Origin of the sequence: Mailhella massiliensis (assembly GCF_020741395.1) — a bacterium.
GTDB classification, from domain to species: domain Bacteria; phylum Desulfobacterota; class Desulfovibrionia; order Desulfovibrionales; family Desulfovibrionaceae; genus Mailhella; species Mailhella massiliensis_A.
Genome location: NZ_DYZA01000154.1, coordinates 1 through 18,784 on the forward strand (window position 1 = coordinate 1; position 18,784 = coordinate 18,784).

Sequence of the window (18,784 nt, forward strand, 5' to 3'; positions counted from 1 at the left end):
TCCGGAGTGAGTCCAGCTTTGGAAATAACGTTAATCAGTTCTTCCTGCACGCCGTTGCACCACTCAGCGGTCATCATGGTTGCCAGCTCGCCTGTTGCGGGATTCCCGTTGGAAAAGTAGCCGGGGTCATAGGAATTTTCCTGGGCGGGAGGCATAACCGATACAACACCAGAGGCTTTAATTCTTTGCATCTTCCACTCCTTGATAGGTGACAAAAACCTTGCTGTGTGCAGGCTTCTGCCGGTTCAAAATACATTCCAGGGAATCGTCGCCCCACGTACGCAGACGTTCGCCCATTCCGGACTCTCCCGTGCGAAACGCCCGTATCTGTCCACCTGAAGGTACGGAGACGAAAAACACATGATGAAAAAGGATATCGTTCAGCCTGTCCCCCATACGCGACACGCCCACGCGAAACTCACGCACGCGGGATACAACGACGTCCTCATACCCCAGAGAGCCGGCCAGCTCGACATAATAAGCTTCATTCATGAAGCCGCCGCGCTGAAGCTTTTTGACTATGGCGTCACGCCTGACGGCCACGCCGGCGCCATTCTGAGAACATTCATCCGGCAGGCCGAGTTCCTCTTCCCAGTCTTCCAGAGCTTCCAGCGACTGCTGCGGATCGAGCTCCCGGAGTAATCGTTCCGCATCGCCTTCCAGTCTGGCCAGTTCAGCACCGAACGCAGTAAGCAGACGGGCAAGGTTGGACTCCGGAGACGCGGTCCAGATAACGCCGCGCGGCAGCAGCTTTCTCAGCATGGCGGCGTACTCGGTTGCGGTATGGGCGGCCATCAGTCCACCCCCGCAAAGGTCACGTTTCCGAGCATGGGCATGACATTGTTTTCAGGAACGATGTTTTCCGTGGGGGAAACCAGCACATGATCCTCTTCACCAGCGGAGATACTCACAGCCTCATTGATATGAGACAGAGGGATAGTCACACCGGGAGTGCCTTCACGGACAAACAGGTCCGCAAGCTCCTGCTTCACCGCGTTGCGCACGGCTTCCGTGTTGGGAGATATCTTCAGGGAGATGTCCACTTTCAGGGCCTGCGGTGCAAAGGCCAGAAAATCAGCTGTCACGGGTCTGCGTGCGTCGATATAGTCCTGGACGCGCTGCACCATTTCCTCATCCGGAAGCGGAGATTCTTCCTGGCCGTCACAAACGAAGGACAGCCCCACGGTGCCGAGGCCGAGATAAAGCGGATAACACCAGGCACGGGTAACGCCGGGCACTTCCAGAGCCCAGGTCACATAATCTGCGGCCGATCCCCCCATAGGAGGAGCCTGCAACGCTGTCAGAAGCCGGGCACGGAGCTCTTCATCCGTTTCTGCGTCCACGCCTCCGGAGAGAGAGTTCACCACAGCCGAACCGGAAACGCCGGCCACAGCCTGCACCAGAGTGAGCGTCTCTCCGGCTTCCAGATTTCCAGAACTGCCTATTGCCGATGCGGTAACATTCCCTATGCCAGGCACGGAAACATCAGCGTCCACAGTAAAAAGCAGGCCGGAGTCGCTCCTGAGCACGGAGCCGGCAGGCACAAGGCCGGAACCGGAAAAAGTCACGGTTCCAACGGCACGCGCGCCGGCCTTGCGGGTGATTCCCCAGGTGGACGCCTTGCGCTCCAGATATTCCTTTTCCGCCGTCTTTATCCAGAACTGGGAAAAATACCACTGCAAGGCCCCATACATCAGGTGACAGGCCCCGGCCCATACATACACCAGTACGGAAAGAACTGAGCGGGACCTGAGCGGAGCGCCGTCCAGAAGACGGCCGGACACGTCCGCCGCGATCCGGGACCGGAGCGTCGAAAGAGAAGGACGCGAAAAACTCATGCCGCCTCCATGGTTATGGAGTTTTCAGAAATGTTGACCTGCCACACGTCGACCACGCGCTGCACCACGGACGGGCTTGTCCGGGCTATGGAAATACGAAGGCCGAGCACGCCCTGGGAGGGATTTTCCGCCGTTACTTCCACGGCGCTTGCCAGTCCTTCATCTATCAGCCACTGCAACGCGGACCGCGCATAGGCTTCCGCCCGTACAAGGACGGATTCCAGCTGTTTCTGCCGCCGAAGAAGCCAGAGTTTCGAGCCGGTTCCCTGCTCATCTCCCCGCAGTGCAAGCAGGACGTCCGCCCACCAGCCGCGCGGATCGGCGTACTCCGGGGGAAGCTCATCCTTTTCCGCCCGGACGTCGGTGAACAGGGAGACCATGACTTCCGTCCCGAGAGAATCGTCACCCACAAGATCGTTTTTATTCAGAGACAAATCGAAAGCCCCCTGTTCGTCCTGAGTCATCAAAATGTCCATCTATCCGCCCCGCATGAAATGGATAATGTGAAGAACGCTCACCACAACCACACACCAGACGATGAGCTTTTCCGTCATTGAGGTTCCCCCGTGGTCCCGCCGCTGTCGCCCGGGTGGGTATGATGTTCCAGGGACACGCCGTTGCTGATGATTTCCCCGCCGGTGTTTTCCAGACCGCCCGCAAAGGTGGACGGCGCGCCGCCGGACTTCTCGCCCGTGGTCTGCTGGCGGCCCGTCAACGTGACAAGCGGTGTGTCCAGCGTCATTTCGGAGCTGGCCGCAAGCGTGGCCGTGGTGCAGTTCACATTGAACGTGGTGGTTTTCACCTCAATCTCGTTGCCGTTCTTCAGGTGTATGAAGTCGCCGTTCTTGTGATAGACGGCGACTTCTCCGGGCTTCAGGCCTTTCTTGCGCACGCGTCTGTCATCGGCCACCACCACAATGGGGTGGGAACGATCCGCCCCCACGAATACCACCGTGGCCTCGGCTCCTTCTTCCGGAACAGATGTAAAACCGTAGTCCTGAAAACGCTCCACGTCGTCGATGACTTCATCTTCCAGCAGAGATATCTGAACGCGCTGCATGTTGCCGTCATCGTCCACCACATTGAGCACGGCGCGGGATACGCCGTTTCGCATGAGCTGGCGAACCCTTTCCATGATAGTGTCACGGCTCATACCATGACCTCCTGGACCTTCTGCCCTTCGGCTTTGGCTTTTTCCGCCTGTTTGACGTACAGGTCCCAGTCGGTGCTGCTGCCGGAGCCCGTGTTCTTTTTCGGTTCTTCCGGTTCCGGCTGCCAGGCGGCGGGATCTTTCAGGGTAAGCTGCGTGGTGGTGCCCCCGGAGTCCCGCGTCCAAGTGACTTCTCCAATAAGCAGACTCTGCGATATCCCCAGAGTAGGAACGTGGACCGGCACCAGCACACCGGGCGCCCAGAGTTTGCCGGCACTGTCGCGCCAGCCCTGCACCGTGATCTGGACGGAAGTGCCGTCGGCCCGCCGGGTAGTCATTTCCCACTGGGCGCGCTGGCGCATATAGGCCATGCCACCCTGCTGACTGGCTCGAATGACCAGAGGACGGTAGCGCGGTATCTGCTCATCTGTGACTTTGGCCTTGACGGAGCACGCCTTGCCGAACTCCTTGTCTGTTCCCTGCTTCTGACCGGTGACGATATATTCGGAAAACCGTTCGGAAGCGTCACAGGTCACAGAAGCGGAAAGCACGTTCACCCCTTCCTCCAAGACGGACGAAAGCGTTTCCTGCGCCAGCCTGGCCAGCCTGATACCACCTTTGCCGTCCGGCATGGCCACAAGCTCACGCTGCTTCAAAAGCCGCTGCATGGCTTCCGCCACGCTTTCCCCGGGCTGTATCTGGAACGCTGCAAAGGGCTGCCCCTGATTGCCTTCCAGTGTCACGGCTATCCCGAAATGGGAACAGAGTGCCATGCAGATATCCATGAGAGACGCGCCTTTCCAGCTGCCCGGCATGTGGACGGCGGATGCGTCCACAAGATCCGCGCTCCTGTCCCTTCCGGATACCGTTATTCCGTGCCTTCCGGCATCGAGAGACTGGGAAACGCTGTCGATGAAACCGCTGACGAGAGTATCGGAGCCGCACGAAAGCACGCACTCCATGCCAGGAGCCAGAGGAAGAGACGAGCCGCCGTGCTGCACGCGATCCGCAAGGCCGAGAGAAAACGCCCCGGCCATGGCGTCCACGCTGCGGGTTGCCTGCAAGGACTCCCACCCCGTCCAGTCCACGCCGCCCACGGTCAAGGTGATATCATCCATCGATCAGCTCCAATACCTGGCCGCCCGGCACAAAACCGGGATGACGCAGGCCGTTGCGTACAATAAGCTCCTCTTCAGCTCCGAGACCTCCTGTCCAGCGCCACACCACGGCCAGCGAGGGCATGACCTGTGTTTCCGTCACACTGATGACGTCGGGCAACGTGCGGGCTTTTTCCGCCATGGCCCGGAGTGTCACTGTCCTAAGATCAGAAAGCGCGGCAAAGGTTTCATCATCGGCTTCCATCTGGGCGGCGTCTATTGCGTCCAGAACAGCGGCCTGAAGATCCCCCGCCTCCTTCGTCGTGGAAGGCGTATAGCCGGCCGCCACGGAACAGGCTGCCGCCGTACACATCTGCCGCTGTACGTTGGCCATGACACTCTGCCCTTCAGCCGCCGCCTTGCGGGACGTGCCGAAGGCTGCGCTTACCGTCACTTCCGGAGCGACCTTCACCAGATCAAGCAGAGCGGCAGGACCAGAGCCGGAAGGCAGGTTTTCAACCCCGGTCTCTATCATATCCCAGCAGGAAGCCCCGAAGCTTCCTGAAGAAATCATGCCCGTGAGCCAGCCGGCAGTGCCGACAAGCCCGGGCAGAGACGAGAGTCCTTCCGGTATGGCCAGAACACTTTTCACACTGCTGATGAAAACGCCGGCGGCTGTTTCTATCTGCGAAACCACCCAGGCTCCCTTGTCCATGTACTGCCCTACGGAATCGGCCAGAGCCTGCGCACGTTCTGCCGCCGTCTTCACTCTCGCAGATACCGAGTCCATGAGGTTGGGAGAGCCCGTCAGCCCGCCGGGCTTTTCCACCCGTACAAAGCGTGCCTGGAACTGCCAGAGACCGCCGTCTGCCGCGCTGTGCTGGGTACGTACGGGTCCGGCCAGAGCAACGTACAGGCTGCCGTACCACGGATGGACAAGAGTGCCCGGCCCGGGTTGCTGAAAGGCGGCTTCCAGAGCGTCGCGCTGCGCCATGTAGGACGATCCGGAGACGAATCCCTGCACGTCATAGAACTGAGGAGCCTTGCCCATGTCTTCCGGATACGGCGCCGAGCCGTTGGGGAACACATGCAGCGCCGTGGACCGGCCGAGTTCTCCGCCCGCCATGTAGACCTGAAACGGCACTCCCCGGAAGGACGCCTGCTGTATGCGAAGTTTCCATGCCTGCGCCATGTTACACTCCCGCAAAGGCCCAGCCGTAGCCCATATTATCGCGCTTCACCGTGACGGCATCGCTGGCCTGTCGATCCACCCTGGCTTCCATACCGGCAGGAACGATAAGTTCCACCTTGTGCGTTACTTCCTTCTCCTCCTTGCGCACCGTCTCAGAAGATACCGTTCCGGAGCGGGCAAGATCAGAAAAACCGGAGGTTGTGCTTTCGGGCATGGACGGTTCCGCCTGAGCTTCCCGACTGCCTCCCTTGGCGGCTTCCGCCAGTATCCGGGCGTTTTCTGGATCCATGAGTGCATCGGTGTCTTCAAGGTCTATGCCGTGCAGATCGGCCGCATCCTGTACGTCGGCCACGCCCTGGACCGCGTTTTTTATCTCCGTGCAGAACTTCTTCATGCCGGCGGAAATTTCTTCCCAGTTGTTATAGAGCCACCATCCGGCGGCCACGAGCAGCCCTATGGCGGTAATGAATGCACCAATGGGATTGGTGGAAAGTGCCAGCCCGAAGCCTGCCACGGCCTTGCCGGCATTGAACAGAGACCGGATAAACGGCGTCCCCATATACAGGGCAACGAGCTTCAGGGCATTTTCCATGCCTATGGTCCGGTCGATAAAATCCGTACACCAGCCGAGAACCTTTCCGCCTGTAGAGAGCCAGCGTTCCGCACCGTCCAGAAAGGCAGGGATATTATCCGCTATTTTCTGAACCCACTCTCCGGTCTCTACCGCAACGAGCCCCTTGTTCAGCCTCAGCCAGCCTTCAAATTTCTCCATGATGGGCGTGAATACCGGCATGAGCTGCCGCCCTATGGCATTACGCAGACCGGCCACCTGGTTTCCCACACCACTCAGAGACTCCTGAAAACGCCGGGCATCACTGCGGGCCGTATCATCAAACACCATGCCCGCCTGCTCCGCTTCTTTTCCCAGCTCCCTGAGTCCGGAGGCACCCTTATTGAGCACAGGAATGAGCTTGCGGCCTTCATCGCCCATAAGTTCTATGGCCAGCTTCGTTTTCACCGCGCCGTCCTGCATGCCGGAAAAGGCGTCGGCTATCTCCATGAGCACCTGTGCCGAGTTCTTCATCGTGCCGTCGGCGTTCTTCACCGAGACGCCCAGTGCCTTGAACATGGCGGCAAGGTCGTCCGAGTCTCCGGCTTCCACCATCTTTTCCGTAAGATCGGAAAGGATGTCGGTCATGTTCTCCGCTTCCACGTTCACAGTGGATGCGGCGTATTGCAGCTTCTGCAAGTCTTTGGCGTTCACGCCCAGGGCCACGGCCGAACGCTCGGCAGCCTGCGCCTGCTCTGCCGTAGCAGAGGCAAGCGCAAGCATGCCGCCGGATGCACCGCCCAAAAGAAGCGTCATTTTACCAAGAGCGCCTGTCAGACGATCAAGGGACTCCATGGCACCGTCACCTATCCCTGCAACGGCGTCGGCAACGTCACCAGCTGCGCCGGCAACCTTGCTCAGTCCGCTCCGTTGGCTGAACCGTGAAACCTGCGCCTGCATGCGACTCACGGCTCCGGTCGCCGACTCAAGCTTTGCGTTGAACTTGGCGAACCCAGCAGAGAACTTGTCATAGGCTCCTATGACAAAATCTATGGAGACTTTATTTTTTGCCATGGTTCTTCTCTTTTCCGTATGCGGCCAGGCATCCGGCCCAGAAACGAAGCTCCGGGCCGGTCATGGCCATAATCTCGCTCGGCGGCGTGTGACACTCCGCCAGAAGAAAGCCTGCGGCTATTCGCCAGTCGTCCGGCCACTCCCTAAAAAAGGCGTGGCCGCCTCCATGACTCGGGCAATGTCGTCCCCTTCCAGACGCATGATGACCTGTCTGTCCTGTCCGGTCAGCCTGCCGATGATACGAGCCATGTCCCCCATGCTCAGGGCACCGGCCGAAGCGTCGACCATGTCTGAAAAACGCACGCGGCGGGTGAACTTCAGTTCCGTAACGAGTTCGTCCCCGAACTGTACGGGATAGTTCAGCGTCACGGTGACGGGAGTAACGTCGTTCATCACTTCACCTCCTGAGCGCGGCTCTTGGATTCAAAACGGATAGGGATTTCCGCTTCTTCGGTGGACGCCGTACCGTCGCCAGCGAACCACGCCCGGGAAAGCGTGATGATCTTGCCGTTGTTGAGCTCCAGCGTGACGGTACATTCATCCGCACCGACAAGAGCTTCCAGATCAAGGTCTTCCCTGTCGGTCACGGCGCCCTCGATATAGGATACCTGCGGCGTTTCCTTGTAGCCGTGCACGCCGTCGGCTCCGATAATGGCCTCTCTTACGTCAAGGCCAAGGTTGTAGCTGAAACTGCCTTTTGCCTCATAAAGCGTACCGTCCACCTTGAAGGAAATACGGCCCGCACGGCGGTTGCCTATTGCCATGATGATGCTCCTTTACAGCCGGAACTGAATCTGCACCGCGGCCACGCGGAACTGGTTGACGAGATCGGGAGTGATAAGCCAGTCCAGGCGGTTCACATCCGTGGCGTTGCGTTCGCACACAAGGCCAGCCTTGAACTTGGCGATATCTTCCACAAGGCCGAGTTCCTGCCAGTCCTGGAAGGCGGCCACGGCTTCCGCCCTGCCCTGCTTCGGGGTCATGATCGCCTGTCCCGGCGCTATGGTTTCCGTGTCGCCCGCCAGCTTGTGACGGGGATACTTGCGCAGAATACGGGACCGGAAATCATACCGGAGGTAAGAGAGCGTCAGCAGCGTGTTCACGTCCTGATAGCTGGTATCCGCCGCGCCGGTGGACGTGGTGAGATAGTTGGTCACCATGCGCTCGATGGTCACATTGCCGCCGGCATCGGTCACCGTTGTGGCTATACCGGCCTTCAGCAGAAGGTTGCGCTCTTCAAGCGTAAGACGGTCTTCCTGCGCCGGCGCAAGGTCGCCGGATATGGTCAACGTCTGGAACGGACGCGCCGGGTCGCTGTTGCCGTAATAGGCTACCAGTGCGGCCACGGCTGCGGCACGGACACAGGGAAGCGTGGGAGTCTTGCAGGCTTCCACTATGGAGATATGCGCGTAGTTGCCCTTGTCTTCCCCGCTGCCGAACTCCTGAAGATCGGAAAACGTGCCGGCTTTGGACGTGATCGCCACGCCGTCGATATGACGCAGCGGGCCCCAGCGGTCTTCAAGTTCCGCTTCAAGGGCGCGCAGGCTGCTGCGGTCATTCCACGGCCAGGCTATCACGTGATACCAGTTGTCGCCCCACGCCGCGATAAGGTCATCCACGTCCGGCTGACCGGCTCCCTTGCTCATGGCCGTAACCGTGACCTTGATTCCTTCGGGCATGGTTTCATTGTAGTAGGCAACACGAATATCCATCTCGTTGCCCAGCGTTCCGCCGTTCTTTGCCGTGAGCGTTACCGTGGTATCGCTCGCCTGGGCGGTAACGGGAAGATCCGCTTCCGCGCTGATCGCCGTCGCCACGGCCTGGGCAAGATTGGCCGCCGTTGTTCCGGTGGCGCAGGGTACGGACACGGCCTGCCCCGCGATGTACAGATACAGAGGCGCACCTACGGTCGCCGTACCTTCCAGAGCTATGGAGCCCGTGGCCTTCGTCAGGCTTTCTCCATCTTCCACGCCGATCATGCGGAGACTCGTGTAGCTGTTGTTCTTAAGAAAGGCGCCGGCCATGAGATGCGCCTGAGAGCCGCGGCCGAAAAGCTCCGCCGCACGCTCTGCGCTGGTCACACTGTAGGCCTTGAGCGGCTCCGCCGTTCCGCCTTCCAGCATCTGGGCACAGATAAGCGCCGTGTAGTCCATGAGGCTGGCACCCTGCATGGCCTGGCTGTTGTCGAACTCGATATAGGCGCCGGGCACAAGAATGCCCTGGGGCACTTCATTGAACGATATGGCCATTATTCCGTCTCCTTCCTTTCCTCATGGATTTTCTCCACGTCTCCGTCCCTGAGCCTCCGCAGCCAGAACTGCGTCTTTTCCACCACTGCGCCGCCTTCAGGAAGCGGCAGACCGGTGGACGGGTCGCGCACCATGCGGCCGGGGGCAGGCTTCACAAACATCTGTTCGCGCTGCATGTCATTCTCCTTTGCTTTCGTCCCCATCCTGCGGAAGGGTGACTATGTCCGTTGCCTCTTTGCGGCCGTCGGGATGATTCACCCCGTCGGCAAGATCCCATTCGATGTATCCGGTCCGGAACAGGTCCACTGTCCCCTCACGCGGCGGCATCCGGTAAAAGGCCGTAAACGTGAGCGTGAGGCAGGCAACGGTGATTTCCCCGTTGTCAGCCTTGCCGAGCTCCATGCCGGAATATTCAAAGTCTTCCAGCCGTCCGCCGCGGGCGGTGAACTCCCTGTCCACGGCCTCAAAGGTGAGTGCCCGGGCAACAAGAAATTCCAGGGCTTCTATGCGGTCATCGAGGGGCAGGTCATGGCCACGCACGGCTTCCAGAATGTCCACGGCAAGCTCGGCTTCCCGGCTGTCCGGCCGCGGGGAGAGATCACTTTCCGCCGCCTGCTCACTCATGACGTACACGCCCACGCTGGGGAACGAGGGAGCATCCCAGGGCTCTTCCGGATTCAAGTACACGCGGCCGGAAAAGCCCGCCGCTTCAATGAGCGCCCCCACGGACTGACGAAGTGCCGTACGCGGATGCGCCGGCAATGTGCCCATAACATCGGCGCTCATCGGCTATCTCCTTCTCCATGGAGCACTCCACGCTCCTTACGATCGGCAAGCTTCCGGCAGCAGTCCTGCCCTATTTCTTCCAGCGTCCAGCCGCACTGCTTCGCCATGCGCGACACGCACCAGAAAACATCTCCAAGCTCATCTTTTATGCCTTTGAACTGAGGAGAATCTCGATCAAATCCGGCGTCCCTGCCCCACTTCTTCACCTTGCCCAGGACTTCCCCGGCTTCTTCGCCGAGTACGATTGCGCAGTGGTCCACGCTGTCGAAGTACGGTTCACTGAAGGTCTCCGCCTTGTCCTGGAACTCATTAAGAGTCATTGCCCGTCTCCTGCTTCTTCAGCTTGCACACAAGGCCCCCTATGCCGTCGGGCCGGATAACCTCGATGCGGAACGCCTTGCCGCGAACGGTAAGCACATCCCCGCGTTTCAGCTTGCGGCCGAGCTTCGCTTTTACCTCCGAAACCAGCAGCGTGGCATACGGCGCACGCACAGGCGTGGCCAGCCGCGCGGAGCCGGGCTGCACGTCTTCCGTGGGGTATTCGTAAAAGCAGCGCAGGGCTACGTTCTCCACAACGCAGGCCTCAGTTATGCCGTCTTCCTGGGAGAACACGGCGTTCATGTCTGCATCCAGTCTATCCAGAATGTTCATGAGCTGCCCTTTGCCGCCATGCGGGCGGCTATTTTGGCCAGCCGGTTGTCGAGCTGGCGCGTCAGTTCCTTTTGCAGATAGACCATCCCCTCCCGGTTCATCTCCCGGGCCTCGGGGCCGTCATGGTTTTCTTCATTCACCAGATATTCGAGACCGGACGTAGTAAACTTGCGTTCAATGGGCAGACGCTTTTTCCCCTTGCGCGCGAAGTACAGGTCTCCACCATGCGGAGACCAGCTGAACGCCCCCTCCACCAGCTTCACTCCTTCGTCACGCCTGATCTTTACATACAGTCCGCCGCGCTTCTTCAGCTTTCCCCTTTTGGTGTAGGTCGGGCCTTTCACCTCATGAGGAAAATCCTCTATGGGAACCGACCTCGGGCCCGATGCACGAATAAGGCCGATCACCTTTCCTTTCCTGGCATCGGCTCTGCGCCGATAAAACCAGCGGGAAAAGAACTTTCTGGAAACTGCATACCGGCCCGTCAGCATGGCCAGCATCTTTTTCTGCATGAACGTCAGCGCCGTGTTCACGGCATTGGCCTGTACCGCCGTAAACTCCTTCGCCTTCAGCGCCAGGTTCCTTGCCGAAAGTTCCCCGGCCAGGTACAGGTCCATGTCCAGATTCAAATTCTGCGCCGTACGGATATGGACGTAGCGCCTCTTGTAGTGCCCTCCGTGCTCCCGCACAGGTCCCGCCTGCATAGCCATCACCGCCTCCTGCAATCCCCACAGCGGAAGGGACAGTTCCTGGCATGCTCTTCCTGCTGCCTCGGAGACATTCCCCGGCGTATGTCGTTGATGTCCGCCGGGTCCATGAGGTCCACCACCGACAGGCCCATGAATCGGCGAAGCACCACGTCCATGCCCTTGACGCCGAACACGCAGACAAAGATGACCACACCTATTTCCATGCCCCTGGTCGGCTCGGGAGCCACCAGCGGCAGCAGAGCCACCGCCCCCAGGGCCAGAAAGCCCGTCACCAGCGCAGACCAGAGCATGTTACCGATAATCTGCCCACGGCTACGCTGGCGGTAACTGCGCTTGATGTGCCCGGCCGCCACAAGGAAGGCCAGTACACAGGCCAGAAGCGCCAGCGGCCATATTCCCCGGAACCAGTCCAGATACTCGGCGGCATGGCGGGACTCGTTTCCCAGGTCGTTCATCGGCATTTCTCCTCCGCCTGCTTCACCCACAAAAGGAGGTTTCCCGCTTCCCCTGCGGGCAGGTGAACCCATGTACCTTCTTCAGCAACTACCCTTCCGCCGTGAACGTAGGACCAGCCTTCAGTGACCAGCGCTCCCGGTGTTGTCGGCGCTGCTTCCAGAGCTTCCCCTTCTGTCCGTCCCTCCCATGAGGCGCACCCACTCGCCGGCAGGATCAGCAAGCACAGAAGCACGAAACTCCTCAGCTTTCTTTTCATCCAGCCGCTCCAGAAGACGCACCCCAAGGGAGAGCAGAAAATAAAGGATTTCAGTGACACGGCTCACGCCCGGCCCTTTCGCACCTGGGCAGCCGCATCGTCGGCGTTCTGCGCCTTGCCCGCATTGAAGCCCACGGCGTTCACCACTGCATACAGAATCTGGACAAAGATATTCGCGTCGTCGGAAGGTCTCGGCCAGCAGGCTGCTATGGCCGCGCACACCGTCACCACCAGAGTCACCCATCCGCCCCAGGAAGCAGGCAGATACGTGAGCAATACAGCCACAATGTCCGCGCCCAGCGGAGCCTCTTCCACCGCTTCCTCAGCCATGGCCCCCGTTGCGACAAAGAGCAGCATCAGCCCCATCAGAAAAAGAGTCTTCACACAGCACTCCTTATTTCTTTTTCCAGCGCCTTCATGCGGTTTTCCCAGCCGCGGGAAAACTTCCTCAGATCGGGGTTGTTCCGCACCAGCGCCGCGTAACGCTCCCGGCGGCGCTCTACCATGGCAAGGGCTGCCGCCTTGGGATCAGAACAGGCCTTTACGGCCGCCCAGGTCAGCGGGCCCCAGCGGCCGTCCGCCTCTATAAAAAGAGCATTCTGCGTCAGCCTCTTGGCCTGCCCCACTCCCATATTCACGGCCGTGTCATACACGGCCATGGCCAGAGGGTCCGGCACGGCATCGAGCGGAAACACATCCCAGAACGCGCGGCGGAGAACTCCCGCCGCACGCTCCGGAGTAAGCGCACGGATATCGTCGGCATCTATGTCGCCGTCGCCGTCGATGTCCCCGACTTCAAGGCCCTGCGCTTTCAGAAAGCGCAGGGATACTCCGTAGTTCGTGGTTCCGCCGGGGTCGGCGGGATCGTCCACAAAGCCGCCCTCCATGCGCGCCACGAAGGCATGGGCTCTTTCAAAGCAACCCATACGACTAGCCCGCGTTATAGGCCGAAGGGTCCACGCCGAAGTTCAGCATGACCTTGACCGTGGCATCCGAACCGCCGGCAGCGGCAAAGGCCCGGCCGCAATAAGCCTTGTCCGTCGCCGTGGCTGTCACCTTGCCGTCGCTGCCGACATACAACGGCGCGCCCTGGGTAACGGCGCCGGTGGCCTTGGGAAGCTCGAAAACGCCGTCCGTATCCACAATGCCGGTTTCATTCACAGCAAGGTCATTCACCGCCACGCCGTAAAAAGAGTCTCCCAGTTTCACGAGGTCGCCGCCCTTCACAGGCGTGGACGACGGCGCGTAAATGACGAGATGGGTTCCCTGAATCTTGTTCTGCATGTTCTCTCTCCTTTCCTTTAGCTCGCAGACTTGCACAGGCCCTGCCAGGCCACGGCCTTGGCGGCCACGTCAAGGCGCACCTTGTATTCCACACCGTCCACACGCCAGCCTTCCTTATATTCCAGGTAAGGAGCCGTCGCACCGTTCAGCGTGAAGATGGTCACCGTCTTGCCCTTGGGGCCGGCCAGATACCAGTCGGTGGCGGAAACGTCGTCCAGTTCCGCGTCATACACACGGGTCAGCACGCTGCCCGCGTAGATGTTCGCCTGGTTGGGCTGCGCCTGCGTACCGATAAGCTGAGAGTTGAAGAACACTTCCGCTCCGGTTTCCAGTGCGGCAGGTGCAATGAAGAACTGAGGACGGATCTGTATGCGGTTGCCCAGAAGATCCTTCTGCGTACGCATCTTCAGGAATGCGGCGCCGAGATTTTCCACCGTGGGTACGCCGCCCGCCGAGCTTATGAGATTGTTGTGATCCGCATGGAAAAGCGCCGTGCCGTCGCCCATGGTCGGGTTGGCGGTGAGCACGCGGCAGGCAAGGCGGTTCACCATGCGGGCGGCCGCTTCGCCGTGATTGCGGGCAATGCGGGCAAACGCGCCCAAATCATCGTTCACGATCGCCTGGCGGGTAAGCGGGAAGATTTTGCCGTAGGTTTCGATCTTCACGCTTTCCGCGTGTTCCGCAGCCCGGCCGTTCTGGTATTCGCCGCCTTCGGGAATAAGGGTCAGATCGTCACCGCTCGCAAAGTCCAGCAGCGTGAGTTCCTTGAAGTCGGATACGGAGTCCAGGCCGCACCAGACCTGCCACTGCTTATCCGCCGATTCCCAGCCGTCCATGAGCACACGGTTGGCCGTATCGGTGAGAAGGTTCGGAAGATCGGTGGTGGAGAGCGCACGGCCTACCATTTCCACCACGTTGCCGCTTGTGGACTGTCCGCTTCTCATGAGCATCTCACGGCACACTTCGCGCATGCTCATGCCGGAAAACTCACGGGCGCCGGCGGCAAGCTTGCCGTTATTGATCCGGCCTTCCGCCACACCGCAACGCAGAAGCAGGCCGTGGGAAACAGCCTCACGCACTTTTTCCTGTTCGGTACGGCCTACGTCCACACGGGCAAAGGCGGCAGAGCTCCGTCCTTCAAGGCGGGTAAGTACGGCCGCACGGGCCTTGTCCAGACTGTATCCCTTGCGGATCATCTCATCCTCCATGTTGGCGGGCATGTTGTGCGCGCGGCACATGGCAGAGATTTCCATGATACGGGCGCGTTCTTCTTCCACGGCGCTTTCTCTGGTCTTGTCGTCCGGCTCGCAGGCTCGGCCGTCGCCTTCACCCGCAGGGCTTTCCGGTATGGCCGCAGGTTCCTTTTCTTCTGCGGACTCATCCGTCTTCTCTTCTTCCGGTTCTGCAAGCGCCTCAGCCAGTGCGTTCAGCGCCGTAACGGCGGTATTCAGCTGTTCCTGCGCGGCCGCAGCGTCAAAACGCCGACTTTCAGGGGTCTTGTTCATTCTCTCGCCTCCATCGGCAAATGTTTTACTCCGGGCCTTGGCCCGATCGTCCGCGCCCACGGCGCAGAGCGACACCTCAAAAAGTTCCCAGGATGTGGACACCCGCAGGGGCCCCGTATATTCCACGCCTTCCACCGTGGCCGTGGCGCCGTTCTCAACCCAGGTGGACGCAAGCACGCGATATCCCACGGAAACATCGGTAAGGTGGCCTTCCTTCACCAGTTGAAAAGCATTCTCTCCGCGTTCCACCAGGGAAAACACGGCACGGCCTATAAGCTGACCGCCTTCCACCCGGAAGTCGGTCATGCTGCCCAGAATGTCCGCCACTTCTGCCCTGTCGTGTGTGTCCAGAAGCGGCACCTGGCCGGACGCCGGCAATATCACGCCGTCCATGCGCAGCACTTCGGGGACGAAATCACACCGTTCCCAGTCCCACACCATGGCGGGCTGCTCCGTAGCCGCCGTGAACTCCACGCTGCGCTCCGCCTCATTGAGGGAAAGAGGCGCACCACGCCGCCCCAGAGAGACCGAGCGGCTGGACGCATGGAAAATGTCCGTTCGTTTATTCGGCATTGTCGCCTCCATTCATGGTTACCGGCTGATCTTCCAGCGCCGCCGGATTGCTGCTCAGGCTTTCGGATACCTGGCCGAAGGTCACGCCGCGCGCATCCGCCATGCGCTGCCATTCCGCCAGCTGATCGAGCACTTCTTCGGGGTCGCCGCCTCGGCCGAGAATGGCCTCCTGCGGAGACTTGAGCCCTGCGGCTATGGCCTCGATATCGGCCCGGCCGTCACGCTGCGGATCCACGCTCGGCATTCCCGCAGGTATCCACATGCAGCGCTGATACCCTTCCCGGCCCAGCCAGTACCCCGGCAGGTAATCCTGCGTGAGGGCTTCCATATCCAGCCAGTGGCGGAACACCGGCATGGAAAAACGGTTCTGCAGCATGAAGTGATGGGGCTTGAGCAGCATGACGGCGTCGCCGCGGCTGGCCTTGGACGTGCTGTAATTGATGCCCGTGTAGTCGCCGGAAAGCACCTCGTAGGGTACGTCTATGCTCACGGCCACCATGCGGGCCGCAAAGCGGTTGAAACGGTCGAAGGCATCCCCCGGACGGCTCGCCCCTTCGGCAAAGCGGATGTCTTCGCCGGGGCGCAGGTATTCGATGATGGAGTTTTCCAGGCTTTCTATGGGCGTGCCCTGCGTCGTCTTCTTTGCGCCGGCAATGCCGCGCGCCGCCTGGTACACGTCCGGCTGATCCGTGGTCACTATGGCCAGGTACTTGGCGGCCTTGCGGGCCGCGTCCAGTTCGCTCTCCACAAACTGGCTCATGGCGCGGGCCGTGAGTATGGCCGGGGCAAAGGGCGTGACGCCGCGAAGCTGACCGGGCCGCAGGTGCTGGTAAATGTGCAGCATCTCGTCGGCAGGCACGCGGGTCACGTCCGCGCTGTAGCCGTCGTTCATGATGTGATAGGCCAGCTTTTCCCCGGTGAGCCTGTCGTATTCCACACCGGCAAAATGCCCTACGCGCTCCGTATCCCGGCCGCCGCCCAGTTCCGTGAGGCGATCCGCCTCTATGGGCATGAGCGCAAGCGGCGACACATGGTAGTGAGACCGGCGGCAGAACGTGAAAAAGCCTTCCCCGCATTCCATGATCTGGCGGCACAAAAGCTGCTGAAGCTCATAGAAATGCAGGCCGCCGGAGATATCGGCATCCTGCTCCATCCATGCGCGGAACCTGTCCTCTATGCGGCGGCGCGCCTCATAGGCGGGAGAGCCGTCGGGATGCACGGCCAGCGACTGGAAGCGGGCCCCGCGGCCCACCATGTAGGCGGTATAAACATTCACGCCGCGGGCAAAGAGCGGGAAGTTGCGCACCAGATCGCGCACACGGGCCCGAAGGCGCGGAGAAGCCCGACCTATGAGCCAGTTGATCTGCTCGTTAACCGTGTGCCACTCGTTCGCTTCCGAAAGGGAAGCACCGTCGTAACCCCAGCTTCTGAGCAGCGCACGGGCGCGACGCACGCGCCAGCTTCGTATGCTCTCAAGCACGCCCATGCTCAAGCCCTCCCGGCACTGCCCGCGCAGGTCCGGCCCACATAGGGAACCTTGCCGCGCTCCATGGCGCAGCGACTCTGAACATAGGCAAGCAGATCCTTCAGCTCAGAGAGCGTCCGGTAGCTGAAATTTCGGGAGCCGCCCGCCGTGCTCACGCTGTAGCTCTGGACTTTTCCGAAGCCGCCGGAAGCCATGTCTTCCAGAAGCAGCTCTTCCAGTTCGCACCAGGTATAGGTCATGTTTTTTGCCCCATGTTTTTTCCGCGGGCATGGTGCCCGCGAACATGGGAAAAAGCGTAACCCCGAAAAATGGGGGTGTCGGTATATACCGTCATATACCGTCAAAAGACCCTTATATACCGGTAAAAGACCTATATTTACCGTTGACACGTTTTTAAGAGCGGACGATTTACGGCAGAATTTCGGGCAAAAAAAGCCCCTCCAAAGAGGGGTAAAACAGCTCCGCGACGCCTCGTTACCATTGCGTCATCCGGCCGTGCCGTTCACCTCGTACAAGCAAATTTTATAACTACAAATATTGACCTTGCCATATTTTTGTTGTTATATAAATTCCATGCAATACGAGTGGGACGAAAACAAACGCAGAATCAATCTGGAGAAACACGGTGAAGACTTTGCCGATGTTGTGCTGCTAGATTGGACTTCTGCCATCATCCAGCAGGATGACCGGCAGGATTATGGCGAAGTCCGATATAATGCCTTTCTTCTGAGGGATGACGGCAGGCTCATGAGTCTGACCTTTACCCTCCGGGGAAAAAATCTGCGAATCATCAGTTACAGAAAAGCCAACAGTCGGGAGAGAAAGAAATATGAAGCATCCTGAAGAAAACATCGTGAGCTACTCTGCCGAAGAGCTGGAACGCCTGCCCCGCCTTGACGGAGCACGCCGCCCCATGAGCGACGAGGAAATCACCAGGGCCATGCATGAAGACCCCGATGCCGCCCCCGAACTGACGGAAGAAATGATGGCTTCGGCCCGCCCTGCTCATGAGGTGCTGCCGGAGATTTTCCCGGCGGACGTGGCGGAAGCGCTGCTGAAAAAGCGCGGACGCCCGAAGTCGGAGCGCCCGAAGATTCAGTTTACCGCCCGATTTGATGCCGACATCGTGGAGCACTTCCGCAAGACCGGCAAAGGCTGGCAGGTAAGAATGGAAGAGGTTTTGCGCAAGGCCATAGCCATGGGCCTCTAAAAAACATCCCCCGAAGCGAAAGCTCCGGGGGATTCGTTTTATCGGTATCAGTTCACCGAGCCAAGGCGGATATTCAGGTTGAGGTTTTCGGCTTCAAGGGCGGCGACTTCCCTCCGCAGGTAGTCTATGGAAGCATGGGAGACTTCCAGCAGTTCCGCGTAGTCTTCGCGGCCGCGGCGCACGGCGGTCATGAGGCGGGCGTTTACTCTGCGCAGGCGTTCCACTTCCGCGTTCAGGTCAAGGGAGAGCTTCTTCATGCCGATACCCTCCCGGCGGAACGCATATCACGAAAATGCTCTATCACGGCGTCCAGAGCTTCCGCGTAGTCCCCGATGATGAGTCCGAGGCCGTCCATGTCGGCAATGGGCAGCCCCTCACTCTGCTGGCCCGTGAGCTCGGAAAGCGTACGCAACCGCGTCTGCAGGTTCTCAAGGTCAACGTAGATGTAGTAACCAAGGTCCGTTACGGCATTCTGGGCCGAACGGTCGAGCGATGAGAACCACTTGCCGCCGCACTTTTCCAGGGATTCAAACTTCATAAGGCACCTCATAGATTTTTCGATGGGCCTTTGCCGGATATGACAAAAGGCCGGGAGCTCGAAAACGTCTATGAACGCCCAGGCCTATTCCCCCGAAGGGTATTCTATTAGCCTACTCCCGGCCTTAAATAGCCGATAGATATGCCGCTGCTTTTCAGGCGCAGGGCATGAAAATAGCC

27 protein-coding genes and 1 pseudogene are annotated in these 18,784 nt (G+C 59.9%); 2 read left to right on the plus strand and 26 right to left on the minus strand.

Annotated elements, in window-relative coordinates; translation table 11 throughout:
• The 24 genes and pseudogenes from K8W16_RS07540 to K8W16_RS07655 form a co-directional block, all read right to left on the minus strand.
• A pseudogene (locus K8W16_RS07540) lies at window positions 1–191 on the minus strand (hypothetical protein); the annotation flags it as partial.
• Window positions 178–795, minus strand: coding sequence for a YmfQ family protein (locus K8W16_RS07545; RefSeq protein ID WP_304122541.1), 618 nt, complete (start codon window positions 793–795; stop codon window positions 178–180). The pseudogene K8W16_RS07540 and the gene K8W16_RS07545, both read right to left, overlap by 14 nt.
• On the minus strand, window positions 795–1,838 hold the full coding sequence (locus K8W16_RS07550; protein WP_304122542.1) for a baseplate J/gp47 family protein: 1,044 nt from the start codon (window positions 1,836–1,838) through the stop codon (window positions 795–797). Before K8W16_RS07550 ends, K8W16_RS07545 begins: the two co-directional genes overlap by 1 nt.
• Window positions 1,835–2,302, minus strand: coding sequence for a phage GP46 family protein (locus K8W16_RS07555; RefSeq protein ID WP_304122543.1), 468 nt, complete (start codon window positions 2,300–2,302; stop codon window positions 1,835–1,837). Before K8W16_RS07555 ends, K8W16_RS07550 begins: the two co-directional genes overlap by 4 nt.
• A gap of 86 nt (window positions 2,303–2,388) precedes the next feature.
• A complete protein-coding gene (locus tag K8W16_RS07560) occupies window positions 2,389–2,991 on the minus strand; it encodes a phage baseplate assembly protein V (RefSeq protein ID WP_304122544.1) in 603 nt (200 codons plus the stop codon).
• On the minus strand, window positions 2,988–4,106 hold the full coding sequence (locus K8W16_RS07565; protein ID WP_304122545.1) for a phage baseplate assembly protein: 1,119 nt from the start codon (window positions 4,104–4,106) through the stop codon (window positions 2,988–2,990). The genes K8W16_RS07560 and K8W16_RS07565 overlap by 4 nt, the downstream gene beginning before the upstream one ends.
• Window positions 4,099–5,277: a DNA circularization protein gene (locus K8W16_RS07570; RefSeq protein ID WP_304122546.1), complete on the minus strand. Its 1,179-nt coding sequence runs from the start codon at window positions 5,275–5,277 to the stop codon at window positions 4,099–4,101. The genes K8W16_RS07565 and K8W16_RS07570 overlap by 8 nt, the downstream gene beginning before the upstream one ends.
• Window position 5,278: 1 nt before the next feature.
• Entirely contained in the window at window positions 5,279–6,901 is a 1,623-nt protein-coding gene (locus K8W16_RS07575; protein ID WP_304122547.1) for a hypothetical protein, read from the minus strand.
• Between the two features lie 117 nt (window positions 6,902–7,018).
• Window positions 7,019–7,294 carry a phage tail assembly protein gene (locus tag K8W16_RS07580; protein ID WP_304122548.1) on the minus strand — a complete coding sequence of 92 codons (276 nt, stop codon included), beginning with the start codon at window positions 7,292–7,294 and terminating at the stop codon, window positions 7,019–7,021.
• On the minus strand, window positions 7,294–7,665 hold the full coding sequence (locus K8W16_RS07585) for a phage tail tube protein (protein WP_294559721.1): 372 nt from the start codon (window positions 7,663–7,665) through the stop codon (window positions 7,294–7,296). The genes K8W16_RS07580 and K8W16_RS07585 overlap by 1 nt, the downstream gene beginning before the upstream one ends.
• A 12-nt stretch (window positions 7,666–7,677) precedes the next feature.
• Window positions 7,678–9,150: a phage tail sheath subtilisin-like domain-containing protein gene (locus tag K8W16_RS07590; RefSeq protein WP_304122549.1), complete on the minus strand. Its 1,473-nt coding sequence runs from the start codon at window positions 9,148–9,150 to the stop codon at window positions 7,678–7,680.
• Complete coding sequence (locus K8W16_RS07595; protein WP_304122550.1) at window positions 9,150–9,326, minus strand: DUF2635 domain-containing protein; 177 nt, start codon at window positions 9,324–9,326, stop codon at window positions 9,150–9,152. The genes K8W16_RS07590 and K8W16_RS07595 overlap by 1 nt, the downstream gene beginning before the upstream one ends.
• A 1-nt stretch (window position 9,327) precedes the next feature.
• Window positions 9,328–9,936, minus strand: a complete 609-nt coding sequence (locus K8W16_RS07600) for a hypothetical protein (RefSeq protein ID WP_304122551.1) — start codon at window positions 9,934–9,936, stop codon at window positions 9,328–9,330.
• Window positions 9,933–10,256: a MazG nucleotide pyrophosphohydrolase domain-containing protein gene (locus K8W16_RS07605; protein ID WP_304122552.1), complete on the minus strand. Its 324-nt coding sequence runs from the start codon at window positions 10,254–10,256 to the stop codon at window positions 9,933–9,935. Before K8W16_RS07605 ends, K8W16_RS07600 begins: the two co-directional genes overlap by 4 nt.
• On the minus strand, window positions 10,246–10,587 hold the full coding sequence (locus K8W16_RS07610) for a hypothetical protein (protein WP_304122553.1): 342 nt from the start codon (window positions 10,585–10,587) through the stop codon (window positions 10,246–10,248). The genes K8W16_RS07605 and K8W16_RS07610 overlap by 11 nt, the downstream gene beginning before the upstream one ends.
• Window positions 10,584–11,297, minus strand: coding sequence for a hypothetical protein (locus K8W16_RS07615; protein WP_304122554.1), 714 nt, complete (start codon window positions 11,295–11,297; stop codon window positions 10,584–10,586). The genes K8W16_RS07610 and K8W16_RS07615 overlap by 4 nt, the downstream gene beginning before the upstream one ends.
• Complete coding sequence (locus K8W16_RS07620; RefSeq protein ID WP_304122555.1) at window positions 11,297–11,752, minus strand: hypothetical protein; 456 nt, start codon at window positions 11,750–11,752, stop codon at window positions 11,297–11,299. The genes K8W16_RS07615 and K8W16_RS07620 overlap by 1 nt, the downstream gene beginning before the upstream one ends.
• A gap of 120 nt (window positions 11,753–11,872) precedes the next feature.
• Window positions 11,873–12,076, minus strand: coding sequence for a hypothetical protein (locus K8W16_RS07625; protein WP_304122556.1), 204 nt, complete (start codon window positions 12,074–12,076; stop codon window positions 11,873–11,875).
• Window positions 12,073–12,393, minus strand: coding sequence for a hypothetical protein (locus tag K8W16_RS07630; protein WP_304122557.1), 321 nt, complete (start codon window positions 12,391–12,393; stop codon window positions 12,073–12,075). Before K8W16_RS07630 ends, K8W16_RS07625 begins: the two co-directional genes overlap by 4 nt.
• Window positions 12,390–12,935, minus strand: a complete 546-nt coding sequence (locus K8W16_RS07635) for a glycoside hydrolase family 108 protein (protein WP_304122558.1) — start codon at window positions 12,933–12,935, stop codon at window positions 12,390–12,392. Before K8W16_RS07635 ends, K8W16_RS07630 begins: the two co-directional genes overlap by 4 nt.
• Window positions 12,936–12,939: 4 nt before the next feature.
• Window positions 12,940–13,293 carry a DUF2190 family protein gene (locus K8W16_RS07640; protein ID WP_304122559.1) on the minus strand — a complete coding sequence of 118 codons (354 nt, stop codon included), beginning with the start codon at window positions 13,291–13,293 and terminating at the stop codon, window positions 12,940–12,942.
• A gap of 17 nt (window positions 13,294–13,310) precedes the next feature.
• The gene (locus K8W16_RS07645) at window positions 13,311–15,371 is read right to left on the minus strand and encodes a prohead protease/major capsid protein fusion protein (RefSeq protein ID WP_304122560.1); all 2,061 of its coding nucleotides are present in this window, start codon (window positions 15,369–15,371) and stop codon (window positions 13,311–13,313) included.
• Window positions 15,361–16,857, minus strand: coding sequence for a phage portal protein (locus K8W16_RS07650; protein ID WP_304122561.1), 1,497 nt, complete (start codon window positions 16,855–16,857; stop codon window positions 15,361–15,363). Before K8W16_RS07650 ends, K8W16_RS07645 begins: the two co-directional genes overlap by 11 nt.
• 2 nt (window positions 16,858–16,859) lie before the next feature.
• Window positions 16,860–17,096 carry a hypothetical protein gene (locus tag K8W16_RS07655; RefSeq protein ID WP_304122562.1) on the minus strand — a complete coding sequence of 79 codons (237 nt, stop codon included), beginning with the start codon at window positions 17,094–17,096 and terminating at the stop codon, window positions 16,860–16,862.
• A 334-nt stretch (window positions 17,097–17,430) separates the two neighbouring features.
• Between K8W16_RS07655 and K8W16_RS07660 the strand changes: the two genes are divergently transcribed.
• Window positions 17,431–17,700 (plus strand): BrnT family toxin, encoded by a 270-nt coding sequence (locus tag K8W16_RS07660; protein WP_077072249.1) that lies wholly within the window; start codon window positions 17,431–17,433, stop codon window positions 17,698–17,700.
• Window positions 17,687–18,067, plus strand: a complete 381-nt coding sequence (locus K8W16_RS07665) for a BrnA antitoxin family protein (RefSeq protein ID WP_204224236.1) — start codon at window positions 17,687–17,689, stop codon at window positions 18,065–18,067. Before K8W16_RS07660 ends, K8W16_RS07665 begins: the two co-directional genes overlap by 14 nt.
• A gap of 47 nt (window positions 18,068–18,114) precedes the next feature.
• Here the strand turns inward: K8W16_RS07665 and K8W16_RS07670 are convergent, their stop codons facing one another.
• Together K8W16_RS07670 and K8W16_RS07675 are read right to left on the minus strand one after the other, a co-directional pair.
• Complete coding sequence (locus tag K8W16_RS07670; protein WP_273523949.1) at window positions 18,115–18,324, minus strand: hypothetical protein; 210 nt, start codon at window positions 18,322–18,324, stop codon at window positions 18,115–18,117.
• The gene (locus tag K8W16_RS07675) at window positions 18,321–18,605 is read right to left on the minus strand and encodes a hypothetical protein (protein WP_304122563.1); all 285 of its coding nucleotides are present in this window, start codon (window positions 18,603–18,605) and stop codon (window positions 18,321–18,323) included. The genes K8W16_RS07670 and K8W16_RS07675 overlap by 4 nt, the downstream gene beginning before the upstream one ends.
• Window positions 18,606–18,784 lie beyond the last annotated feature (179 nt).

Excerpts from the sequence above, each read along its gene's own strand:
- K8W16_RS07545 (WP_304122541.1), bottom strand. The coding sequence starts at position 795 with ATGGCCGCCCATACCGCAACCGAGTACGCCGCCATGCTGAGAAAGCTG.
- K8W16_RS07550 (WP_304122542.1), bottom strand. The coding sequence starts at position 1,838 with ATGAGTTTTTCGCGTCCTTCTCTTTCGACGCTCCGGTCCCGGATCGCG.
- K8W16_RS07555 (WP_304122543.1), bottom strand. The coding sequence starts at position 2,302 with ATGACTCAGGACGAACAGGGGGCTTTCGATTTGTCTCTGAATAAAAAC.
- K8W16_RS07560 (WP_304122544.1), bottom strand. The coding sequence starts at position 2,991 with ATGAGCCGTGACACTATCATGGAAAGGGTTCGCCAGCTCATGCGAAAC.
- K8W16_RS07565 (WP_304122545.1), bottom strand. The coding sequence starts at position 4,106 with ATGGATGATATCACCTTGACCGTGGGCGGCGTGGACTGGACGGGGTGG.
- K8W16_RS07570 (WP_304122546.1), bottom strand. The coding sequence starts at position 5,277 with ATGGCGCAGGCATGGAAACTTCGCATACAGCAGGCGTCCTTCCGGGGA.
- K8W16_RS07575 (WP_304122547.1), bottom strand. The coding sequence starts at position 6,901 with ATGGCAAAAAATAAAGTCTCCATAGATTTTGTCATAGGAGCCTATGAC.
- K8W16_RS07580 (WP_304122548.1), bottom strand. The coding sequence starts at position 7,294 with ATGAACGACGTTACTCCCGTCACCGTGACGCTGAACTATCCCGTACAG.
- K8W16_RS07585 (WP_294559721.1), bottom strand. The coding sequence starts at position 7,665 with ATGGCAATAGGCAACCGCCGTGCGGGCCGTATTTCCTTCAAGGTGGAC.
- K8W16_RS07590 (WP_304122549.1), bottom strand. The coding sequence starts at position 9,150 with ATGGCCATATCGTTCAATGAAGTGCCCCAGGGCATTCTTGTGCCCGGC.
- K8W16_RS07595 (WP_304122550.1), bottom strand. The coding sequence starts at position 9,326 with ATGCAGCGCGAACAGATGTTTGTGAAGCCTGCCCCCGGCCGCATGGTG.
- K8W16_RS07600 (WP_304122551.1), bottom strand. The coding sequence starts at position 9,936 with ATGAGCGCCGATGTTATGGGCACATTGCCGGCGCATCCGCGTACGGCA.
- K8W16_RS07605 (WP_304122552.1), bottom strand. The coding sequence starts at position 10,256 with ATGACTCTTAATGAGTTCCAGGACAAGGCGGAGACCTTCAGTGAACCG.
- K8W16_RS07610 (WP_304122553.1), bottom strand. The coding sequence starts at position 10,587 with ATGAACATTCTGGATAGACTGGATGCAGACATGAACGCCGTGTTCTCC.
- K8W16_RS07615 (WP_304122554.1), bottom strand. The coding sequence starts at position 11,297 with ATGGCTATGCAGGCGGGACCTGTGCGGGAGCACGGAGGGCACTACAAG.
- K8W16_RS07620 (WP_304122555.1), bottom strand. The coding sequence starts at position 11,752 with ATGAACGACCTGGGAAACGAGTCCCGCCATGCCGCCGAGTATCTGGAC.
- K8W16_RS07635 (WP_304122558.1), bottom strand. The coding sequence starts at position 12,935 with ATGGGTTGCTTTGAAAGAGCCCATGCCTTCGTGGCGCGCATGGAGGGC.
- K8W16_RS07640 (WP_304122559.1), bottom strand. The coding sequence starts at position 13,293 with ATGCAGAACAAGATTCAGGGAACCCATCTCGTCATTTACGCGCCGTCG.
- K8W16_RS07645 (WP_304122560.1), bottom strand. The coding sequence starts at position 15,371 with ATGCCGAATAAACGAACGGACATTTTCCATGCGTCCAGCCGCTCGGTC.
- K8W16_RS07650 (WP_304122561.1), bottom strand. The coding sequence starts at position 16,857 with ATGGGCGTGCTTGAGAGCATACGAAGCTGGCGCGTGCGTCGCGCCCGT.
- K8W16_RS07655 (WP_304122562.1), bottom strand. The coding sequence starts at position 17,096 with ATGACCTATACCTGGTGCGAACTGGAAGAGCTGCTTCTGGAAGACATG.
- K8W16_RS07660 (WP_077072249.1), top strand. The coding sequence starts at position 17,431 with ATGCAATACGAGTGGGACGAAAACAAACGCAGAATCAATCTGGAGAAA.
- K8W16_RS07665 (WP_204224236.1), top strand. The coding sequence starts at position 17,687 with ATGAAGCATCCTGAAGAAAACATCGTGAGCTACTCTGCCGAAGAGCTG.
- K8W16_RS07670 (WP_273523949.1), bottom strand. The coding sequence starts at position 18,324 with ATGAAGAAGCTCTCCCTTGACCTGAACGCGGAAGTGGAACGCCTGCGC.
- K8W16_RS07675 (WP_304122563.1), bottom strand. The coding sequence starts at position 18,605 with ATGAAGTTTGAATCCCTGGAAAAGTGCGGCGGCAAGTGGTTCTCATCG.